23 protein-coding genes and 2 tRNA genes are annotated in these 18509 nt (G+C 63.8%); 14 read left to right on the forward strand and 11 right to left on the reverse strand.

Translation table 11 applies throughout. The features are described from left to right. Positions 1-70: 70 nt before the first annotated feature. From H2509_RS15305 to H2509_RS15315, 3 genes are all read left to right on the forward strand, one after another. A complete protein-coding gene (locus tag H2509_RS15305; protein ID WP_182166825.1) occupies positions 71-487 on the forward strand; it encodes a hypothetical protein in 417 nt (138 codons plus the stop codon). Positions 488-610: 123 nt separating this feature from the next. Further along, complete coding sequence (locus H2509_RS15310; RefSeq protein WP_182166827.1) at positions 611-862, forward strand: type II toxin-antitoxin system Phd/YefM family antitoxin; 252 nt, start codon at positions 611-613, stop codon at positions 860-862. Next, the gene (locus H2509_RS15315; protein ID WP_182166829.1) at positions 859-1128 is read left to right on the forward strand and encodes a Txe/YoeB family addiction module toxin; all 270 of its coding nucleotides are present in this window, start codon (positions 859-861) and stop codon (positions 1126-1128) included. The genes H2509_RS15310 and H2509_RS15315 overlap by 4 nt, the downstream gene beginning before the upstream one ends. 183 nt (positions 1129-1311) lie before the next feature. On the opposite strand, the gene H2509_RS15320 is transcribed toward H2509_RS15315, so the two are convergent. The 4 genes from H2509_RS15320 to H2509_RS15335 form a co-directional block, all read right to left on the reverse strand. Further along, positions 1312-2130, reverse strand: a complete 819-nt coding sequence (locus H2509_RS15320; RefSeq protein WP_182166831.1) for a MipA/OmpV family protein — start codon at positions 2128-2130, stop codon at positions 1312-1314. Between the two features lie 183 nt (positions 2131-2313). Next, on the reverse strand, positions 2314-3495 hold the full coding sequence (locus H2509_RS15325; protein ID WP_182166833.1) for an osmoprotectant NAGGN system M42 family peptidase: 1182 nt from the start codon (positions 3493-3495) through the stop codon (positions 2314-2316). Positions 3496-3511: 16 nt separating this feature from the next. Next, positions 3512-5284 (reverse strand): N-acetylglutaminylglutamine synthetase, encoded by a 1773-nt coding sequence (gene ngg / locus H2509_RS15330; RefSeq protein ID WP_182166835.1) that lies wholly within the window; start codon positions 5282-5284, stop codon positions 3512-3514. 26 nt (positions 5285-5310) lie between these two features. Next, entirely contained in the window at positions 5311-7083 is a 1773-nt protein-coding gene (locus H2509_RS15335) for an N-acetylglutaminylglutamine amidotransferase (protein WP_182166837.1), read from the reverse strand. A gap of 114 nt (positions 7084-7197) precedes the next feature. On the opposite strand from H2509_RS15335, the gene H2509_RS15340 reads away from it, so the two are divergent. Further along, positions 7198-7689 carry a MarR family winged helix-turn-helix transcriptional regulator gene (locus tag H2509_RS15340; protein ID WP_182166839.1) on the forward strand — a complete coding sequence of 164 codons (492 nt, stop codon included), beginning with the start codon at positions 7198-7200 and terminating at the stop codon, positions 7687-7689. Positions 7690-7704: 15 nt separating this feature from the next. On the opposite strand, the gene H2509_RS15345 is transcribed toward H2509_RS15340, so the two are convergent. Together H2509_RS15345 and H2509_RS15350 are read right to left on the reverse strand one after the other, a co-directional pair. After that, the gene (locus tag H2509_RS15345) at positions 7705-8085 is read right to left on the reverse strand and encodes a SpoIIAA family protein (protein WP_209001994.1); all 381 of its coding nucleotides are present in this window, start codon (positions 8083-8085) and stop codon (positions 7705-7707) included. A 909-nt stretch (positions 8086-8994) separates the two neighbouring features. Next, positions 8995-9070 (reverse strand) — tRNA-Ala (locus tag H2509_RS15350). A 178-nt stretch (positions 9071-9248) separates the two neighbouring features. Here H2509_RS15350 and H2509_RS15355 point away from each other — a divergent pair. Genes H2509_RS15355 through folD form a run of 3 tightly spaced genes read left to right on the forward strand, consistent with a single transcriptional unit; the run spans position 9249 to position 10809 of the window. After that, the gene (locus H2509_RS15355; RefSeq protein WP_182166841.1) at positions 9249-9539 is read left to right on the forward strand and encodes a YggT family protein; all 291 of its coding nucleotides are present in this window, start codon (positions 9249-9251) and stop codon (positions 9537-9539) included. Positions 9540-9544: 5 nt separating this feature from the next. Next, the gene (locus H2509_RS15360) at positions 9545-9871 is read left to right on the forward strand and encodes a DUF167 family protein (RefSeq protein ID WP_328805090.1); all 327 of its coding nucleotides are present in this window, start codon (positions 9545-9547) and stop codon (positions 9869-9871) included. Positions 9872-9915: 44 nt separating this feature from the next. Continuing rightward, entirely contained in the window at positions 9916-10809 is an 894-nt protein-coding gene (gene folD / locus H2509_RS15365) for a bifunctional methylenetetrahydrofolate dehydrogenase/methenyltetrahydrofolate cyclohydrolase FolD (protein WP_182166843.1), read from the forward strand. Between the two features lie 18 nt (positions 10810-10827). Here folD and H2509_RS15370 read toward each other — a convergent pair whose 3' ends face one another. From H2509_RS15370 to H2509_RS15385, 4 genes are all read right to left on the reverse strand, one after another. Next, positions 10828-11049, reverse strand: coding sequence for a Trm112 family protein (locus H2509_RS15370; RefSeq protein ID WP_182166845.1), 222 nt, complete (start codon positions 11047-11049; stop codon positions 10828-10830). 38 nt (positions 11050-11087) lie between these two features. Beyond that, positions 11088-11765, reverse strand: a complete 678-nt coding sequence (locus H2509_RS15375) for an LON peptidase substrate-binding domain-containing protein (RefSeq protein WP_182166847.1) — start codon at positions 11763-11765, stop codon at positions 11088-11090. 69 nt (positions 11766-11834) lie between these two features. After that, entirely contained in the window at positions 11835-12812 is a 978-nt protein-coding gene (trxA, locus tag H2509_RS15380; protein ID WP_182166849.1) for a thioredoxin, read from the reverse strand. A 106-nt stretch (positions 12813-12918) separates the two neighbouring features. Beyond that, a complete protein-coding gene (locus H2509_RS15385) occupies positions 12919-13428 on the reverse strand; it encodes a prolyl-tRNA synthetase associated domain-containing protein (protein WP_182166851.1) in 510 nt (169 codons plus the stop codon). Between the two features lie 255 nt (positions 13429-13683). On the opposite strand from H2509_RS15385, the gene H2509_RS15390 reads away from it, so the two are divergent. Continuing rightward, a tRNA-Gly gene (locus H2509_RS15390) sits at positions 13684-13758 on the forward strand. A 212-nt stretch (positions 13759-13970) separates the two neighbouring features. On the opposite strand, the gene H2509_RS15395 is transcribed toward H2509_RS15390, so the two are convergent. Beyond that, positions 13971-14378 carry a MarR family winged helix-turn-helix transcriptional regulator gene (locus H2509_RS15395; protein ID WP_182166853.1) on the reverse strand — a complete coding sequence of 136 codons (408 nt, stop codon included), beginning with the start codon at positions 14376-14378 and terminating at the stop codon, positions 13971-13973. A gap of 695 nt (positions 14379-15073) precedes the next feature. Here H2509_RS15395 and H2509_RS15400 point away from each other — a divergent pair. The 6 genes from H2509_RS15400 to H2509_RS15425 all read left to right on the forward strand — a co-directional run bounded on the left by H2509_RS15400 (position 15074) and on the right by H2509_RS15425 (position 18503). After that, positions 15074-16132, forward strand: coding sequence for a substrate-binding domain-containing protein (locus tag H2509_RS15400; protein WP_182166862.1), 1059 nt, complete (start codon positions 15074-15076; stop codon positions 16130-16132). A gap of 248 nt (positions 16133-16380) precedes the next feature. Next, complete coding sequence (gene nthA, locus H2509_RS15405; RefSeq protein WP_182166864.1) at positions 16381-16977, forward strand: nitrile hydratase subunit alpha; 597 nt, start codon at positions 16381-16383, stop codon at positions 16975-16977. A 39-nt stretch (positions 16978-17016) separates the two neighbouring features. Then, positions 17017-17331: an SH3-like domain-containing protein gene (locus tag H2509_RS21095; protein ID WP_182166866.1), complete on the forward strand. Its 315-nt coding sequence runs from the start codon at positions 17017-17019 to the stop codon at positions 17329-17331. Continuing rightward, complete coding sequence (locus tag H2509_RS21100) at positions 17331-17678, forward strand: SH3-like domain-containing protein (RefSeq protein ID WP_182166868.1); 348 nt, start codon at positions 17331-17333, stop codon at positions 17676-17678. The genes H2509_RS21095 and H2509_RS21100 overlap by 1 nt, the downstream gene beginning before the upstream one ends. Continuing rightward, complete coding sequence (locus H2509_RS15420) at positions 17678-18178, forward strand: nitrile hydratase accessory protein (RefSeq protein WP_182166870.1); 501 nt, start codon at positions 17678-17680, stop codon at positions 18176-18178. The genes H2509_RS21100 and H2509_RS15420 overlap by 1 nt, the downstream gene beginning before the upstream one ends. Before the next feature lie 136 nt (positions 18179-18314). Then, the gene (locus tag H2509_RS15425; protein WP_182166872.1) at positions 18315-18503 is read left to right on the forward strand and encodes a CbtB domain-containing protein; all 189 of its coding nucleotides are present in this window, start codon (positions 18315-18317) and stop codon (positions 18501-18503) included. The last annotated feature ends 6 nt before the right edge of the window (positions 18504-18509 follow it).

The raw sequence follows: 18509 nt of genomic DNA on the forward strand, positions 1-18509 counted from the left end.
GAGTTCCGGGTCCCGGCTTCCGGCCGGGACCCGTTTGTTTTTACGGGATCATTCGGGTAGACCCACACCCATGCAGGACAAGATCAGACCCTTCCTCGGCACCTGGCTGCTCGACCTTGACGATAGCGAGTTCGACCAGAGCGCGCTGCCGCGCTCGGGTTCTTGCCGGATCGAGGAGGAATTCGGCCTCGTCAACATCCGCATGTCGCTGGTGGAATCGGGCGGTGATGAACTTAATGTAGTGCTGTCAGGGATTCCCGACGGGCCCGAGACGCCGATGCGCGAGAGCGGCCTCATCGACAGCATGGTGCTCTATTTCGAAGGAAGCCGGACGCTGACCTCCCAGGCCAGGCGCAACGGCGTGCCGCTGATGACGGCGCGGCGCACGCTGTCCGACGACGGGCACGCGCTGGAGATCGAGCAGACGGTCGAGGTGCCGGGACAGGGGCTGGTGTCCAACACGGCGATCTATCGCCGCGCCCAGTGACTTGACCGGGGGGGCGCGAAAAATCCGGCCCCAGAGTCCTATGCGCCATGTTCGCGATCTTGACGCTCTCCTTGTTCTGTACAGAATTCTGTGCATATACTGCAGTCGAATAAGGGGGTTCCAATGGACGTCATCACCTATACGGATGCCCGTTCTTCCCTGAAGGACGTAATGGACCGCGTGATTCATGATCGCGTCGAGGTCGTCGTGACCCGCAAGAAGCGCGAGGCGGTCGTGATGATCTCGCTCGACGAGTACAACGCGATTCAGGAAACGCTCCATCTACAAAAAAGTCCCGAAAACGTGCGGCGTCTGCAGGCGTCGATCACTCAGTTGAATGCCGGCAAGGGCGCAGAACGCGACATCGAACTGTGAAGCTCGTCTTCTCAGATCAGGCCTGGGAGGACTATCTCTGGTGGCAGTTGCCCGGCAACGAGAAGGGACTCGAGCGGGTCAATGAGCTCATAAAGGGAGCGAAGCGTATGCCTTTCAAGGGGATCGGAAAACCCGAACCTCTCAAGGGCGATCTTACCGGATGGTGGTCCCGGCGGATCTCCGGCGACCACCGCTTCGTCTATCGCGTGAGCGGAAAGGGCGACGCTCAAAGCCTCGAGATCGCCCAGCTGCGCTACCACTACTGATCCGCAAGGCCGCGGATACGACGCGCGGCACTTTCGCTCGCGCAACACTGGAGCAGACCCGGCGAACAGCCATAAAAAACAATGCGGTCCGGGGAGAGAACCTCAACGGACCACGTTCGTATCAGGGGCTGTGCCGACCGGCGGGCGGGCTTTGATTTGGAGTGGCCCGCGCGATCAATCCGATCAATCGAAGAGATCGAATGCGAAGCGGTAGGTGACGCCGACGCCGACGGTGAACTGGTTATCGTCGCCGCCATTGACGATCGGGCTGTCCTCGGCATCGCCGACGAAATGGTCCCAGCCGCCCTGCAGATGCAGAGTGGTATTTTCCGTCATGGCGTAGCTGGCGCGGGCGGCAAGGCCGACGGTCTTGAAGCCGGCATCCGCGTCATAGGCGGTCAGCGCGCCGCCGGAAGCAGCGGCCTCGGCGGCGGTGACGCCGAAATAGGTCGACATGTAATCGTCCGAAGCCCAGGACGCGCGCGGACCGAAGCTGATCTCCAGGCGATCCAGCGGGTTGGTAATGACGTCGATGCCGAAGTCCGCCACCTGGCCGTGGTGGCCGTTGATGCCCTGGCGAAGGGCCGCGAACCCACGGATCCAGTCATAGCGGTAACCGGCGCCGAGGCCGAGTTCCAGCGCCCAGTCGATGGTGTCGGTGCCGGTGAGGCTGGACGAGTCCGACGCCTTGCGCTCGCCGTTGAAGTCGAACGAGGGGTAAAAGAAGAAGCCGCGCTTGACGACCTCGCCTTCCAGAACCTGGCCGACGCCCGGCAGATAGAAGCGGCCGACGGCGATCAGCGGATAGGGCACGACCTGATAATCGTCGGCGCCGGGATATTCCGGCTGCAGCAGTGCGCCGACGCCGAGGTCGACCACGTATTGCTTGACGGGAACCGGCCGATCCTCCGGCGCGGTGATGTCGTCGGCGGCGCGGGCGGAGGTGGCAGCACCAAGCACGGTCGCGCAAAGAAGGGGGCTGGCGGCGCGGGAAAGACGCATGAGGCAAGGATCCGTCGAGTGGGCCGCAAACGGTCGGCAAATAGTCTGACCGGCAGCAATGCGATTCAAATAACTCACCAATGGTTATACGTGAGTTTTGAGGGGTTTGAACCGGCACTGCGACGAATCCGCATCGCCTGTTGCAAAGCTGCACCGTCCGGCCTCGCCTCCGGTTTGGCTGACCTATCGATCGCCCTTGTCGTTGTCCCGCTTGCCATTGTTCCGTTTGCCGGGGCCGAGCGATTGTTCGGCTTCTTCCAGGGGCTGCTCGGTGAAGCCCTTCAGCGGGCCGAGTTCCTTCGCATCGCGTTCGATCATGACCGGGCTCAGGCAATAGGCGGTCAGCAGTTCGGCGACGGAGCGCAGCGCATGCATGTTGATGCGCTCGTAGCCATGCGAGGCATCGACGCCGAAGGTCGCAAGCGCAGTGCGCACATCCGCGCCCGCCTCGATCGCGGAGGCGCTGTCGGAGCGGTAGTAGCGGAAGACGTCGCGCTGGAAGCGGATTTCGTTGTCCCGGCAAAGCTGGATGAGCTTGCGGGTCAGGTGATAGTCGAAGGGGCCGGTCTGGTCGGCCATGGCGATGGTGACGCCGAATTCGGCGGAATTCTGCCCCGGGGCGCTGGTGCCGTTGTCGACGACCACGAGCGAGGCGACGTCGTGCGGTACGACGGCCGAGGCGCCGACACCCACCTCTTCGGAGATGGAAAACAGCCAGTAGGTATCGACGGTCGGAACGGCTTCCTCGCGCGCCAGCGCCTGCAGGCAGGCCAGCATCAGCGCCGCCCCCGCCTTGTTGTCGAGATAGCGAGAGACGATGAAGCCGTTGTCGAGAAACTCCGGCGCCGGGTCGATCGCGACAAGGTCGCCGACATCGATCCCGAGCCGCCCGACATCCGCCTTCGTGCGGGCAAGCGCGTCGATCCGCAGTTCCACGAAGGGCCAGCCCACGGGAAGCTTGTCGACTTCCTCGCCGAAAGTATGGCCGGAGGCCATCAGCGGCAGGATCGTGCCGCGATAGCTGCCCTTCTCCGAAATGATCGTGCAGCGCGCGCCCTCGGAGAACCGGGCCGACCAGTGGCCGATGGGCACGAGTTCCAGCCGGCCGTTGTCCTTGATCATCTTTACCTGCGCGCCGAGCGTGTCGAGGTGGGAGATGACGGCGCGGCGCTGGTTGCTGGTCTTGCCCTTGACCCAGGCGCGGATCGCGCCGCGGCGGGTGAGGTCATAGGGAACGCCGAGCCGGTCGAGTTCCTCGCAGGTTGCCCGCACGACCGTGTCGGTGAAGCCGGCCGGCGATGGGATTGCCAGCAGCGCCTTCAGCTGTTCGGCGAGATAGTCGATATCGATCTGCAGTCGCGCCATCGGGTGCTTCTCCGTTTCATCCCGGATGTTGATGCGAAGGGGCGACGGTCAGGGGGAAGAGCAGGTCGATGAACCGCTCCGCCGTCGGCTGGGGCTCGTGATTGGCAAGGCCGGGGCGCTCGTTCGCCTCGATGAAGGCGTAGTGCGGCCTGTCGGGCGCCTCGACCACGAAATCGATGCCGGTGACGGGGATGTCGATGGCGCGCGCCGCCTGTTCCGCGGCGGCGATCAGGTCCGCATGGGTCTTCTCCGTGACGTCGTGGATGGTGCCGCCGGTATGGAGATTTGCGGTGTGGCGCACTTCCAGCTCCCGGCCTTCCGCAAGGATGCTGTCGAAACCGAAGCCCTGCTCCGCCACGCAGCGGCGCGTTTCACCGTCCATCGGGATTTCCGATTCACCGCCGGTCGCAGCCCGGCGCCGCTTGCTCTGCATCTCGATCAGGTGGGCGATGGTGCTCTTTCCGTCGCCGACGATCTTTGGCGGCTTGCGCATCGCCACCGCCACCACCTTGTAGTCGATGACCACGAGCCGCATGTCATGCCCCCGCACCAGCTCCTCGACCAGCACGCGGTCGCAGATCTCGCGAGCGGTGGCGATCGCCCGGCGGATCTCCACCTCGTTGCGCAGGCCGACGGCGATGCCGCGGCCCTGCTCGCCGCGCGCCGGCTTGACGACGACGGCGCCGGCCTTTTCAAGGATCGCCTTCCAGCCGGCCTCGTCGCCGCTCTCCGCCTGTTCGGGTACGGTGAGGCCTGCTTTCTCCACGAAACGGCGGGTGACCGACTTGTCGTCGCAGATGCTCATCGCAACCGCGGATGTCAGCTCGCTGAGCGACTCCCGGCAGCTGATATGCCGTCCGCCATGGCTGAGGCGGAAGAAGCCGCCCTCGGCGTCGAGAATGTCGACGCTGACGCCGCGCCGGCGGGCCTCGTCGACGATGATGCGGGCGTAAGGATTGAGGTGCTCGTCCGGCAACTCGCCGATGAAGAGCTTCTCGTTGATCGGGTTCTTCTTCTTCAGCGCGAAGACGGAAATGCGGCGGAAGCCGAGCTTCTCGTAGAGACCGATCGCCTGGTCGTTGTCATGCAGGACGGAAAGGTCGAGATAGGCCGCGCCGCGCGCCTGGAACAGTTCCGCAAGCCTGCGCACCAGCGCGGTTCCCGTTCCCGTGCGGCCGATTTCCTGGTCGACGGCAAGGCACCACAGCGAGGCGCCGCGCTCGGGATCGCCGAAGGCGCGCTCGTGGTCGATGCCGGTCACCGTGCCGACGATCTCGCCGGTCGCCTCGTCCTCGGCGACGAAGAAGGTCATCACCCGGCTGTCGCGCCGCTTCCAGAAGAATTCCGGGGCGACGGGCGCCATGCCGCGCTTCAGGTAGATGCGGTTCACCGCCTCCGCGTCCGCCTGGGTGCACAGGCGGCGGATGATCACGCCCTCGACCGGCTTGTGCTCGGCGCGATAGGTGGAAAGATCAAGCCGGTAGGTATGCGACGGGTCGAGGAACAGTTCCTGCGGCGCCTTGGCCAGCGCCACATGCGGGTCCCGGATATAGAAGGCGATATCGCGCGCGCCCGGCGTCTCGGCCCGCAGCATCCGCGCGATCTCCTCGGCATTGTCGAATGTCTGGCCGAAGAGCAGCCGGCCCCAGCCGACATCGAGGGCGAAATTCCGCGGCAGCGCCGCTTCGCCCTTCGGGCCGATCGGCGGCTTGAGGCTGTTGTTGCGCAGCCGCTTCAGGCGGTGCGCATAGGCCTGCGGGTCGTGGCGCTTCACGTGCTGCGACGACATGGTGACCTCCGTCCCCCTGTGGATATCTATATACCCTGCGCCTGCAGCCAGAGTTCCAGCAAGGCGCATTGCCATAGTTCGGAACCGCGTAGCGGCGTGATATGGCCGGCGGGATCGGCAAACAGCGCGTCGAGATAGGCGCCCCGGAAAAGCCCGCGCTCACGCGCCTTTTCGGAAGTAAGCGCGGCGCGCGCCATTTCCAGGTAGGGACCGTCGAGATATTTCAGCGCCGGTACCGGAAAATAGCCCTTGGGGCGGTCGATCACCTCGTTCGGCACGAAGCGCCGCGCCACCGCCTTCAGCACGCCCTTGCCGCCGTCATGCAGCTTGTGGCGGGCGGGAATGCGGGCTGCAAGCTCCACCAGTTCGTGGTCGAGAAACGGCACCCGCGCCTCCAGGCCCCAGGCCATGGTCATGTTGTCGACGCGCTTGACCGGATCGTCGGCCAGCATGATCCCGGTGTCGAGGCGCAACGCCTTGTCGACCGGGTCGACGGCGCCTTCCAGCGCGAAGTGACCGGCGACGAATTCACGGCTGGCGTCGTTGCCGAGCCAGCGATCCTCCAGATGGCGGCCCATCTTCTCGTGGTCGCGGTCGAAAAAGGCCTCGGCGTAGTCGTCGAGCGGGCGGTTGGAGCCGGCAAGCTTCGGATACCAGTGATAGCCGGCGAAGACCTCGTCGGCACCCTGGCCCGACTGCACGACCTTGACATGCTTGGAGACCTCCCGCGACAGCAGGTAGAAGCCGACATTGTCGTAGGAGACCATCGGCTCCGACTGGGCGGCGATGGTTCGCGGCAGCGCTTCCATCAGGTCGGAGGAGGGTACGAAGATCTTGGTGTGATCGGTGCCGAACCGCTCGGAAATCAGGTCGGAATAGACGAACTCGTCGCCTTTCTCGCCCTTCGCCTCGTGAAAGCCGATGGAGAAGGTCTTCAGCCCCGTTTGTCCCATATGGGCGAGCATGGCGACGATCAGGCTCGAATCGACGCCGCCCGAAAGCAGGACGCCCACCGGCACGTCGGCGATCATCCGGCGGCTGACGGCCGTCATCAGCGAAGCCTCGAGCCGGTCGGTCCAGGTCTCGAAGGAGGTTTCCTCATCTTCGGCCGAGCGCGCAAAGGAAAGCGTCCAGTAAGTCGTGTCGGTGAAGCTGCCGTCTCGCTCGACGCGGCGGACGGTCGCCGGCGGCAGCTTGCGGATGCCGTTCAGGATCGTCCTCGGCGGCGGCACGACCGCGTGGAAGCTCATGAAACAGTGCAGGGCGGCAAGATCGATGGACGTGTCGACGTCACCCGCCCTCAGTAGGGCCGGCAGGGTGGAGGCGAAGCGCAGCCGCCTGGCATCCTGCGTGTAGTAGAGCGGCTTGATGCCGAACCGGTCGCGGACGAGAAAGAGGCGGCCGCTGTCGCGCTCGTGCACCGCATAGGCGAACATGCCGTGCAGGCGGGTGGGGGCGGCCTCGCCCCAGGCGTGATGCGCCTTCAGGATCACCTCTGTGTCGCCGGTGGAGAAGAAGCGGTAACCTTTGGCTTCCAGCTCGGCGCGCAGCTCGCGGTAGTTGTAGATACAGCCGTTGAAGACGATGTCGAGGCCGAGATCGGGATCGCTCATCGGCTGCTGGGCGTGATCCGAAAGGTCGATGATCTTCAGGCGCCGGTGGCCGAGGCCGAGCCGACTCCGGCGCAGGATACCGTCGGCATCCGGCCCGCGCGGCGCCATCGCCGCCGTCATCTTTTCAAGGGCTTCGGTCGACGCGCTCGCGCCGTCAAACGTAATCTCTCCGCAAAGTCCGCACATGAATCCGTTGATTGTTGTGGAAGGGAACGAGCCTGTGAATTCGACCCGCCATCTATTTACAGTACAAATGATTTGAGTTCAAATTATATGGTCAGGAACGATTGAGCGGCACCGATGAGCGAAACCGAATCAGGAAGGAATCCGGCGCAAATCAAGGAAGTCCTGCGGGCGATACGCCGCATCACGCGTGCCGTGGATATCCAGTCCAAGCAGGTGACCAAGGCTGTCGGTCTGACCGTCCCGCAACTGGTGATCCTGCAGGCGATCCGCGACAACGGACCCGTCACCTCGAAGCGGCTGGCGGAGGAAGCCAGCCTGTCGCCGGCAACCCTGGTGACGATCCTCGACAAGCTGGAGGGCAAGGGGCTGGTGGAGAGGCGGCGCGACAGCCGCGACAGGCGCGCCGTCTATTCGCGCCTGACGGCGGCGGGCGAGACAGCGCTCAACGGTGCGCCGCCGTTGCTGCATGCGGCCTTTTCGACACGCTTTTCGTCCCTGCCGCCTGAGCGGCAAAGGGAAATCATCGCGGCGCTGGGCGCGGTCGCGGAGATGCTCGGCACCGGACGCCTAGACGCGGCACCCGTACTGGATGGCGCTCCGTTGTAGTGAGTTTTTGCAGGCTCAGCCTTCCGCGAGCCACGCTTCCGCCGCCTCGACATCGTCGAGTTTGAAGCTCTTGATCTCGATGCCGGGGAACAGCCTCCCCTCGATTTCGGCTGCGGTGCGCAGCCAGGCCGCGTCGCTCAGGACGGCGCAGCGATCGAACTTTCCAAGCAGGCCGAACATCTTCGGAAGCCGCCGCAACTCGACGGCGATCGCCCCGAGCGTGGGCATCGAGAATTCGGGGATCGTGTAGAGCATCCGTCCGTTGGTTACATCCTCGGAAAGCGCGAGAAGATCGTCTAGGGCCTTTGCCATCGTCTCGGCGTCGAGGGTGCCCTCAAGCCTGATGTCGATACGGTTGGGCGCCGGTTTGGTGATCTCAAGCATGCCGCTGCTCATCAGGAAAATCTCCTGAACCAACTATGCGGCCATGCGTTGTTTGCGTCCTTGATCTCGATCAGGGGGCATGGAGGGAGTCGTCCGAACGCTCGCCGCGCCTCACTTGCCCGGGATGACGGATTGTGCGGCCGCCTCCCTGCCGCAACCTCTCGGCTCGTCATGCGCGGGCTTGACCCGCGTATCCACGCGGCCCCCGAGTTCTTAGCCACCGACCATGGATCGCCGGGTCTGGGCCCGGCGATGACGAGGGGAGAGGCTGTGCGTCCTCCGACGGTCGAGGGTGTGGCAGGCTGCTTGTCACATACTCAGGTGTCATCCCCCCGCAGGCGGGGAGCGAGTAAACACATCAGTCGGTGGCTGAATCTCTCACGTCAGTGGTTACTGGATGCCCGGTCAGGCCGGGCATGACAAAGCTTGTGGGCGCGTTGGTGCAAGCATGACAGAGTGGGCAGCCACTTTTCCGTAACCTCTCTGCTCGTCATACGCGGGCTCGACCCGCGTATCCACGCGGCGCCAGCACATTTTTCCGCCGTCCGATGGATCGCCGGGTCAGGCCCGGCAATGACGAGGGGAGAGGCTGTGCGTCCTCCGACGGTCGAGGGTGTGGCAGGCTGCATGTCACATACTCAGGTGTCATCCCCCCGCAGGCGGGGAGCGAGTAAACACATCGGTCGGTGGCTGAATCTCTCACGTCAGTGGTTACTGGATGCCCGGTCAGGCCGGGCATGACAAAGCTTGTGGGCGCGTTGGTGCAAGCATGACAGAGTGAGTCGCCTCTCTGCCGCAACCTCTCGGCTCGTCATACGCGGGCCTGACCCGCGTATCCACGCAGCGGCTGCGCCCGACTTTTACCGGGAGCAGAATCGAACGCGGTTCGATTTTTTGCAAATCTGGAATTTCGGGGGAATTTGGTGGAGCCGAGGGGAATCGAACCCCTGACCTCTGCAGTGCGATTGCAGCGCTCTCCCATCTGAGCTACGGCCCCGCTCTTCGAGCGATGCGGCATTTAGGAGAGCGCCGCAGGTGCTGTCAAGGGGCCGCCGAAGGCCCGGCGGAATTTCTGTAACGCAACCTTATCCCTTCGCCGCTTGCAGGCGGGCGCACCGCCCGCTACATGAGGATCGGTCCGATTTTACCTGAACCGAGCGGGAGTTCCCCGATCCATGCGTGCAATTCTGGACGTCGTCATGCTGGTGCTGAACCTCTATACGTGGGTCATCATCGCCAGTGCGATCTTCTCCTGGCTTTACGCCTTCAACGTGGTCAATCCGCGCAATCAGTTCGTCGCGATGATCGGTCAGGCGCTCTATTCGCTGACCGAGCCGCTGCTGCGGCCGATTCGCCGTTTCCTGCCCGCCATGGGCGGCCTTGACCTTTCCCCGATCGTCCTGCTGCTCGGCGTCTTCCTCGCCCAGAGCATCATCGTGCGTTACGTCTACCCGAACGTCTTCTGAGCCTCGTGGGTGCCGCCGACCTTCCCTGGCAGGCCTGCGCGGGCGGTCTGCGCCTTGCCGTCAGGGTGACGCCGAAAGCCGGGCGCGACGAGATCGCCGGTGTTTCGGTTCTCTCCGACGGCAGGCCGGTGCTGCTCGTCAAGGTGCGCGCGATACCCGACAAGGGTGCTGCCAACGAGGCGGTGGCGAGGCTGCTCGCTGCGAAGCTGAAGCTTCCCAAATCGGCGGTGCGGCTTGAAAGCGGCGCCACGGCGCGGCTGAAGATCCTGACGCTTGACGGAGACGCGCAACAAATTGCCGCAGATCTGCGCGCGCTTGCGGTCGTCAGGTGAGTATGGTCCTTTCCCGTACGAAATCGAGCAGGAAGGAAGCTTCGATGAGCGCAAGGGTGATTGACGGCAAGGCGCGTGCGGCCCGCTTGAGGCAGAGCGTCGCCCATGCGGCGGGGAAGCTGAAGCGGGAGCACGGCCTTGTGCCGGGGCTTGCCGTGGTGCTGGTCGGCGAGGATCCGGCAAGCCAGGTCTATGTCTCCAACAAGGTGCGTCAGACGCAGGAATGCGGCATGCGCTCGATCGAGCACCTCCTGCCGGAGGCGACCAGCGAGGCGGAGCTGCTGGCGCTTGTGGACAGGCTGAACGCCGATCCGCAGGTCGACGGCATCCTCGTGCAGATGCCTCTGCCGTCCCATATCGACAGCGACAGGATCGTGCTGGCCATTGACCCTGCGAAGGACGTGGACGGCCTTCACCCGGTCAATGCCGGCCGGATCGTGCTCGGCAAGGAGGGCCTCGTGCCCTGCACGCCGCAGGGCTGCGTGATCCTTGCCAAGGAGGAATTGGGCAACCTGTCTGGTCTGAACGCAGTGGTTCTGGGCCGCTCCATCCTTGTGGGAAAGCCGGTGGCGCTTCTCCTGCAGAACGAGAATTGCACGGTGACGATGGCGCATTCGCGCACCCGCGACATCGCCGCCCTTTGTCGCACCGCCGATTTGCTGGTCGCGGCGGTCGGCCGTCCGGAAATGGTGAAGGGCGACTGGATCAAGCCCGGCGCGACGGTGATCGATGTCGGCATCAACCGGGTCGAGGCGCCGGAAAAGGGACCGGGCAAGACGAAGCTCGTCGGCGATGTGGATTACGAGGGCGCTGCCAGGGTGGCCGGAGCCATCACGCCCGTGCCGGGCGGTGTGGGGCCGATGACGATCGCCTGCCTTCTCGCCAATACCGTTCGCGCGGCCTGCCGCATTCGCGGCATCGAGGAGCCGGCAATTTAATCGCGCTGGAGGGCGGGCTCAGGCGACGGGATCGTCTTCAAGTTTGCGCGCTTCCTCCGGCAGCATGATCGGAATGCCGTCGCGGATCGGATAGGCGAGCTTCGCGGCGCGCGAGATCAACTCCTGATTCTCCGCGTCATATTCGAGCGTCGTCTTGGTGAGCGGGCAGACGAGCAGTTCCAGCAGCTTGCGGTCGATCGCACGCGGCTTTTCCGCGCCCTTGCTGTCGGCAGGCGACATTGCGGCTTTCTCCTGAAGATCCCTGTGCGAGCGCCCTGTCATTGCAGGCGCCCGCCGTCGTCGCCCTTGCGGGCAAGATGCACTTCCGTGAGCGCCACCAGCGTCGCGGCGCGGGTCTTGAGATCCGGCGCCTCGAGCAGCAGCTGCTTTTCCGCCGCCCCGTACGGGCTCATCATCGAAAGCGCGTTGACCAGCACTTCCGTCGTCGCTTCGCTGACGCTCGACCAGTCGGCTTCAAGATCGTTGGCTTCGAGATAGGCGCGCAGCGTCTTGACCAGTTCGTCGCGGTCCACATCATCCTCGCCCAGGCCTTCCTGGAAATCGCCGCCGAATTTCTCGGCGGAGACAACTGCCTGGCGATAGGGCGTCGTCGTTTCGAGCTCTTCCACGATCTCGAAACGGGCAATACCTGCGAGGGTTATCAGATAGCGTCCGTCCCCGGTTTCCTGGAAGGCGATGATCCGCCCGGCGCAGCCGACCGCGCATAGAGGCGGGTGCTCGACGCTGTCCGCACCGGCGAGCCTGAAATCCGGCTGGACCATGCCGATGATCCGATCGCCCTTGAGCGCGGCCTCCACCATGGCAAGATAGCGCGGCTCGAAAATGTTCAGCGGCATCTGCGCCTGCGGCAGCAACAAGGCTCCCGTCAGCGGAAAGAGCGGGATGACGCGCGGCAGGTCTCCAGGCCCATCATAGCTGGCATTGCCCGCAAGCATGGGCATCTCCTCGGGAAGAGCGTGTCAAATCGGATCGGGCGGCCTCGGTGCCGCCCCCATCTTCTACGGTCACGAGAACAGGACGGATGACAGTCGCCTGCGGCCGTAGCCCGTCGCCGCTTCCTTCGGTCCCCACGCGTCGAAGAACTGAAGCAGCTGCTTGCGTGCGCCGTCGTCGTTCCACGCGCGGTCCCGGCGCACGATCTCGATGAGCTGATCCACTGCCGCGGTCTTGTCGCCGCGCGCGTTGAGCGCGACGGCAAGGTCGAAGCGCGCTTCGTGGTCGGAAGGGTCGGCTTCGATGCGCGCCTGCAGCTCGGCGAGGTCGCCGAGCGATTCGGCCTGCTCGGCAAGCTGGATGGCGGCCTTCGCGGCGGCGACGGCCGGATCGCTGGTCGAGCTTTCGTCGACCATGGCCAGGGCCTGCCTGGCGCGCTCCACGTCTCCAAGGCCGAGATAGCATTGGGACAGACCGGCGATCGCGGTGGCGTTCTGCTGTTCCATCGCCAGCACCGCGCCGTAGAGCTGCGCCGCCTGGCCGAAGTCCTCGGCCGCACGCGCGGCTTCGGCTTCCTCCAAGAACTTCTCCGCGTCGCTGGGGCCGACCGGACCTGCGATGCGCTCGATGAATGCCTTGATCTGGCTCTCGGGCTGCGCGCCCATGAAACCGTCGACCGGGCGTCCGTCCTTGAAGGCGACCACGGCCGGGATCGACTGGATGCCCATCTGGCCGGCGACCTCGGGATGGTCGTCGATATTCATCTTGGCGAGAACGACCGCGCCGCGAGCGTCCGCAACCGCCTTTTCAAGGACGGGCGTAAGCTGCTTGCACGGCCCGCACCAGGGGGCCCAGAAGTCGACCAGGACGGGTTGGATACGGGAAGCCTCGATCACGTCCTGCATGAAGGTCGGCGTCGTGACGTCCTTCACATAGGTGTCCTTGCCGCCATTCGCTCCGGCGCCATTGGCCCCGCCATTCATGTTCTGGGCGTCCGCACCGAATACGTTGCCCAGCCGGCCGCCGACCGAAAAGCCTTGCCCGCTCATCCGCTCATTCCCTTGACAATACCTCAGGCGCGGTCCGTCGAAGGCCGGCCCTTTTCGTTATCCTACGCCTAACATGGGGCCGGGCCCGTTGGAATACAAACCTGCTTTACGCGGCCTCTTCGCTGACCGCGACAACAGCGGGCTCATGTCCGCAGGCGCGGGCGAAACGCAGCAGATCCTCGTTGGAAATGGCGGTGGTCGCGTTGTTTTCAAGCGGGTGATAGTTAAGCAGCGGCTCGCGCATCATCGCCGCGTCGAATACGGGCGTGACGCGGTGTGCCTGCCTGTCGTTGATCAGCGAGAAGGGCGTTACGGAGCCCGGCTGCACGCCGAGCGCTTCCATCAGCAGTTCGGCATTGCCGAAGGAGACCCGCCCCTGCGCGCCTATTTTCTGGTGGATCGACTTCAGGTCGATCACCGCGTCATGGAGCGCCACGACCAGGAAAAGCCGCCCCTTCTTGTCCTTCAGGAACAGGTTCTTCGTGTGGCCGCCGGGAATGCGGGCATGAAGGTCCGAGGACTCGGCGACCGTGAAGACCGGCTCGTGGTCGAAGGTGGTTGCGGGGATGGAAAGGTCTTGCAGAAAGGCGAGAAGCTCGGCGCGGCTGGCGGGCATCGGCTGGTCCTGATCTTTGGCCGGAAAGAGACGGCTCCTTGAAGCGCGTCACGGGTGCGGTGCTTCTTGGTAAGCGAAGAAAGCCGAGGCCTCAAGCCGCCTGCCCGCAGCCGGTCCGGGGAGATATCCACCGATCCTCCACAATTGGGCGTGCCTGAAAAGTTTCGGAAAAAACGCTGTTGCATTCCGCCATTGGTTGGTTCATATACACCCCACCTCGGCGCCGGGAGCAACCGCGCAGCCGGGACGGAGCGTGCGGGTGTAGCTCAGGGGTAGAGCACAACCTTGCCAAGGTTGGGGTCGTGGGTTCGAATCCCATCGCCCGCTCCAAATCTCCCCGGCGGATGCCGGGGGCGGAAGCGCGGTTCTGCCGCGCTTTTTTGTTTTCAGGCTCATATCGCTGGTTGAAACGTCGCGGCGGCGCTGTGATGGAAGGTCGGCCATATGAACGGGCCGAACATCCACTGCCCAGGATACCGCCCACAAAAAAGCCGGCCACGTCGCGGCCGGCCCAACCATGCTGAATTTCGGCTTTCGCGGCCTCAGGCCTGCATCAGATCGCGCAGGAGGCGCTTCAGTTCGTCCGCCTTGCCGCCCTTCAGACGGCTCATGATCTTTTCCTGCTGCTCGCTGGCAATGCCCTGCAGGCGGCCGATCAGGCTGCGCCCCTGCGGCGACAGGAAGATGATCACCTTGCGGCGGTCGTGAGGGTCCGGCGCCCGGTAGACCAGCAAGGCCGTCACCATCCGGTCGATGATCTTGGTCAGCGTGGTGGAATCGACAAGCACCTGCGCGGCGAGGTCACCCATGGCGAGGCCGTCGTTGCGCTCAAGCGCGCTCAGAATGCGCATCTGCTCGATCGGTACGCCTTCCGGGCGCAGCTTTTCCGCCAGTTCTTCCTCGAGCTGGCGGTTCACGCTGGCGATCAGATAGGCCAGTTGGTCTTCCATTGGACTCAATCCCGAAGCGGCTGAAAATCTCTGTTTCAACATCAGCAAGTTCAGATAAATACCTCTTTTGCGATTTTTCTTCAAGCTTGGGTTGCTCGCGACGATCGCCGGAAATGGGGTCAACTATTTGTTGTTACAGGGCTTATTGTCATCGAAGAAAAAACGCAATGGCTGCGCGCGCTACGCCCGTTACGCAACCTTGCGGTCAGGCTTCCCTCGCCGGAGCGCCCGTAATGCGGATCCCGGCCGACCTGACGAAGTGCCGATCTTTCTTTTGGGAAAGAAGAAGATGGAGTACTGCGGGACAAAATCCCGGTGGCTGACTCGGTTGCGTTCTGGTTGAATTTGATATCGATATCGATGAGCATGCGCGGCATGAACGGCCGTGCTTGATCGATCAACAACTTGCTGGCCTGACGCTTCCTTAGTAGATTTGACGATTGGGGACGAAAAAATTGCGGAAACGTCGCTGATTTCGATGGTATTCCGCAAAGCGTGAATACAGGGGACGGCAGCAGGGCCGGAAGGCGCCGCAAGAATGGAGCGGACGAAGGACGCAGAGTAGGGTCGGCTTCGATGCCGGGTGAGCCACAATAAGGGGAACGCAGGCCACCTGACGCATCGCGGAGACGGAAAGGAATGATTGGCCGAGAGGCCAACGCACCGGGGTAAAGCCAGGAGGAGTGGCGAGCGGGATGGTGCATGGGTCAATCAGGATCGGCCTGCTGACGCCCGGTGCGGGCCCGGCGGGCATCTGGACACCGTCTGCTCAGGCGAGTGCAGTCCTGGCTGTTGCGGAAATCAACGAGACGGGCGGCCTTCTGGGGCGGCAGGTCGAACTTATCCTCGGCAATGGCGGCTCGACCGCGCGGGAGGCGGCAAGCGCCGCGCTCGATCTCGTCGAGCTGGACGAGGTCCAGGCGATCGTCGCCCTGCTGCCGAGTTTTGCGCGTTGGCCGGTCTCCAAGGCGATCGACTCCCGCATCCCGTTTGTCTACACGCCCCAATTCGAGGGCTTCGAGAGCGACCCTTCCGTCGTCACGGTGGGGGAGACGTCGGAAGAGCTGCTGCGTCCCGGCATCGCCTGGCTGGGCGAACACAAGAACGCCAGCCGCTACTATCTGCTCGGCAACGACTATATCTGGCCGCGGTCCACGCTGGCGACGGCCCGCCGCCTCATTCGCGGCATGGGCGGCGCGGTGGTGGGCGAGCGAATCCTGCCCTTCGGCTTCAGCGACTACGAACCCCTGCTGGAGGAGATCCGCCGTTCGGGCGCCGATGTGGTCATGCCCTATCTCCTCGGCTACGAGGCGCTCGGCTTCGACCGGGCGTTCGTGGAGGCCGGCCTCGACCACCACGTATTGCGCTTCACCTCGGCCATCGACGAGACGGTGCTGTGCGCGCTCGGGCCGGACTGCACGCAGAACCTCTATGTGACTTCGGCCTATTTCTCCTCCTTGCGGTCGCGCAACAACGATGCGTTCCTGGAGCGCTATCACGGCTCTTTCGGCACCTGCCCGCCACCGACCAACGGCTTCGGCCAGTCCTGCTACGAAGGCATTCACTGCCTGGCGGGATTGGCCTCCGCCAGCGGCGCTCTCGATCCCAACGACATTCAGCGCCGCGTGGGGCGCGCCATGCAGGAGCGTACGGCTCGAGGCTACGACTCCACGGCCGTTGCCGGTGCTCCAAAGCCGGTTCATCTGGCCACGGTCGACGGTATCGAATTCAGGGTTATCGAGCGCATTACTTGATTTCAGGCCTTGAATTCAAAGTAGTTAAGTAAACTGGATTTCAGAGCATTGTGCGCCGCAGCATAAACTCTTTCGGCGGCAATCGAAAAAAGTAGTTGCATTTTCAGATATTGCGGCGTCAAATAATGACGCGAGGGCATTATGAAACCAGTCATGATCGCTTGCGGCGAAGCCGGAGAAGCTTCGTGATCATGGCGTTCATAGTCCGCTAACAAGATCCGACAAGAAAGCCACCAGAGGGGCGAAAAATGTCGCATTCCCATACAAAGCCGCCGGCGCCGATCGCGCTGCGCGTCAAGGCAATCGAGACGCTGCTTGTCGAAAAAGGCGTTCTCAACCAGGGCGTCGTCGATGCGATCGTCGACGTGTTCGAACACAATCTGGGTCCCAAGAACGGCGCCAAGGTCGTTGCCAAGGCCTGGACCGACCCGGCCTACAAGGAATGGCTCCTGAAGGACGGTACGGCGGCGATCGAGTCGCTCGGCTTTTCCGGCTTCCAGGGCGAATACATGGTCGTGGTGGAGAACACGCCGGACATTCACAACGTCCTCGTCTGCACCCTGTGCTCCTGCTATCCGTGGCCCGTGCTCGGGCTGCCACCCAACTGGTACAAGACTGCTCCCTACCGCAGCCGTGTCGTGCTGAACCCGCGCTCCGTCCTGGAGGAATTCGACCTGCATGTGCCCGACAACGTCGAGGTGCGTGTGTGGGATTCCACCTCCGACGTCCGCTACATGGTGTTGCCGGAGCGGCCGAAGGGAACCGAGGGCTGGAGCGAGGAGCAACTCGCCGAGCTCGTCACCCGCGACAGCATGATCGGCACCGGCGTCTGCAAGGCGGCCTGACGGCGCAAGCGCGTCATCCCAAGCAAGGGAGAGCTTCTGATGAACAGCATGCATGACATTGGCGGCCTTGACGGCGTCGGCCCGTTGCCGCTCGAGGAAAACGAGCCCTTCTTCCACGAGGAGTGGGAAAGGCGGATGTTCGGCGTCAAAGTCGCGCTGGCGATCGAGGGCGTCTACAACATCGACGAAACCCGCTGGGCGATGGAACGCATTCCCGCTCTGCGCTGGCTGCAGTCTTCCTACTACGAACAGTGGGTGGACGGCGTGTCGCGCAGCCTGCTGGAAAAGAACATCCTCACCGAAGCCGAGATCGATGCCCGCATCGAGAAGCTGCGCAGCCAGGGAGAATCGTGATGCCCGTCACACCTGACATGATCCCCGGGATCATCGCGACGAACTTCTCGCCGATGGCCGAGGTTGCCGATGCGCCCGCCTTCAAGGTCGGCGACAAGGTGAACACCAAGATCATGGCGAAGCCGACGCACACGCGTCTGCCCCGCTACCTGCGTGGCCGGGTCGGAACGGTGGTCACCTACTATGGCGGGTTCGTCTTCGCCGACACGCGGGCGATCCTCGAAGGAGACCATCCGCAACATCTCTACTGCATTCGCTTCGAAGGATCGGACATCTGGGGGCCCGACGCCGGTCCGAAGGATGTGATCTATGCGGATCTCTACGAGAGCTATCTGGAGAAAGCGTGATGCACGCCGATCCCGCCACGACGGTTCCGACAATCGATCCTGCCGATCGGGAAGCCGATCTGCGGCTTGCCGAGGGGCTGGGGGCGCCGAAATTCGCCCAACCATGGCATGCCCAGGCATTCGGTACCGCAATGGCGCTGAGTCGCGCCGGGTTGTTCACCTGGGCAGATTGGGTGGACACATTCAGCCGGGTCATTCGCGAGGAACCGCAGCGTCCGGGCGAGGAGAGCAATGCCGCCTACTACCGGCAGTGGGAAACCGCGCTCGAAACCCTCCTCCAGGCGTCCGGCGTCCTGAGCGATGCCGATATAGCGGCGGCCGCCGAAGACTGGCGGAGATCCTATCTGGTCACGCCGCACGGGCATCCGGTGGAATTCCGCCGGGGGCTGGAGAAACCGCACGATCATGACGATGATCACGATCATCACCATCATGGTCATGGCGGTCGGCGGCCGGAGCCGATTTCGGTAAGCAAGCCAATCATGGCCAAGGCCGGCTGAAACGGCGTTCAGGGTCCAGGAATACGAGTAAACAGCCCGGCGGCGTGCCTGCCACGTCGCCGGGGACGGGAAAGTTGCAACCATTTGCCGCAAACCAGGGCGTCCGGAAGGAAGGCTCGCGGTAGAGGAGGATACCATGGAACAAGTGACCGCGATCTCGGCCGTTTCCGTCAAGGGACGCGCCCGTGCAGATGTCCTCAAGGCAGCCATGCTGGCACTGGTCTTCGGCTTCGGCCTCGTCTATGCCACGGGCTTCGCCCATCCCAACGTACTGCACAACGCCGCGCATGACAGCCGTCATGCGCTCGGATTTCCTTGCCACTGACCCGAC

The organism is Stappia albiluteola (assembly GCF_014050225.1).
GTDB lineage: Bacteria > Pseudomonadota > Alphaproteobacteria > Rhizobiales > Stappiaceae > Hongsoonwoonella > Hongsoonwoonella albiluteola.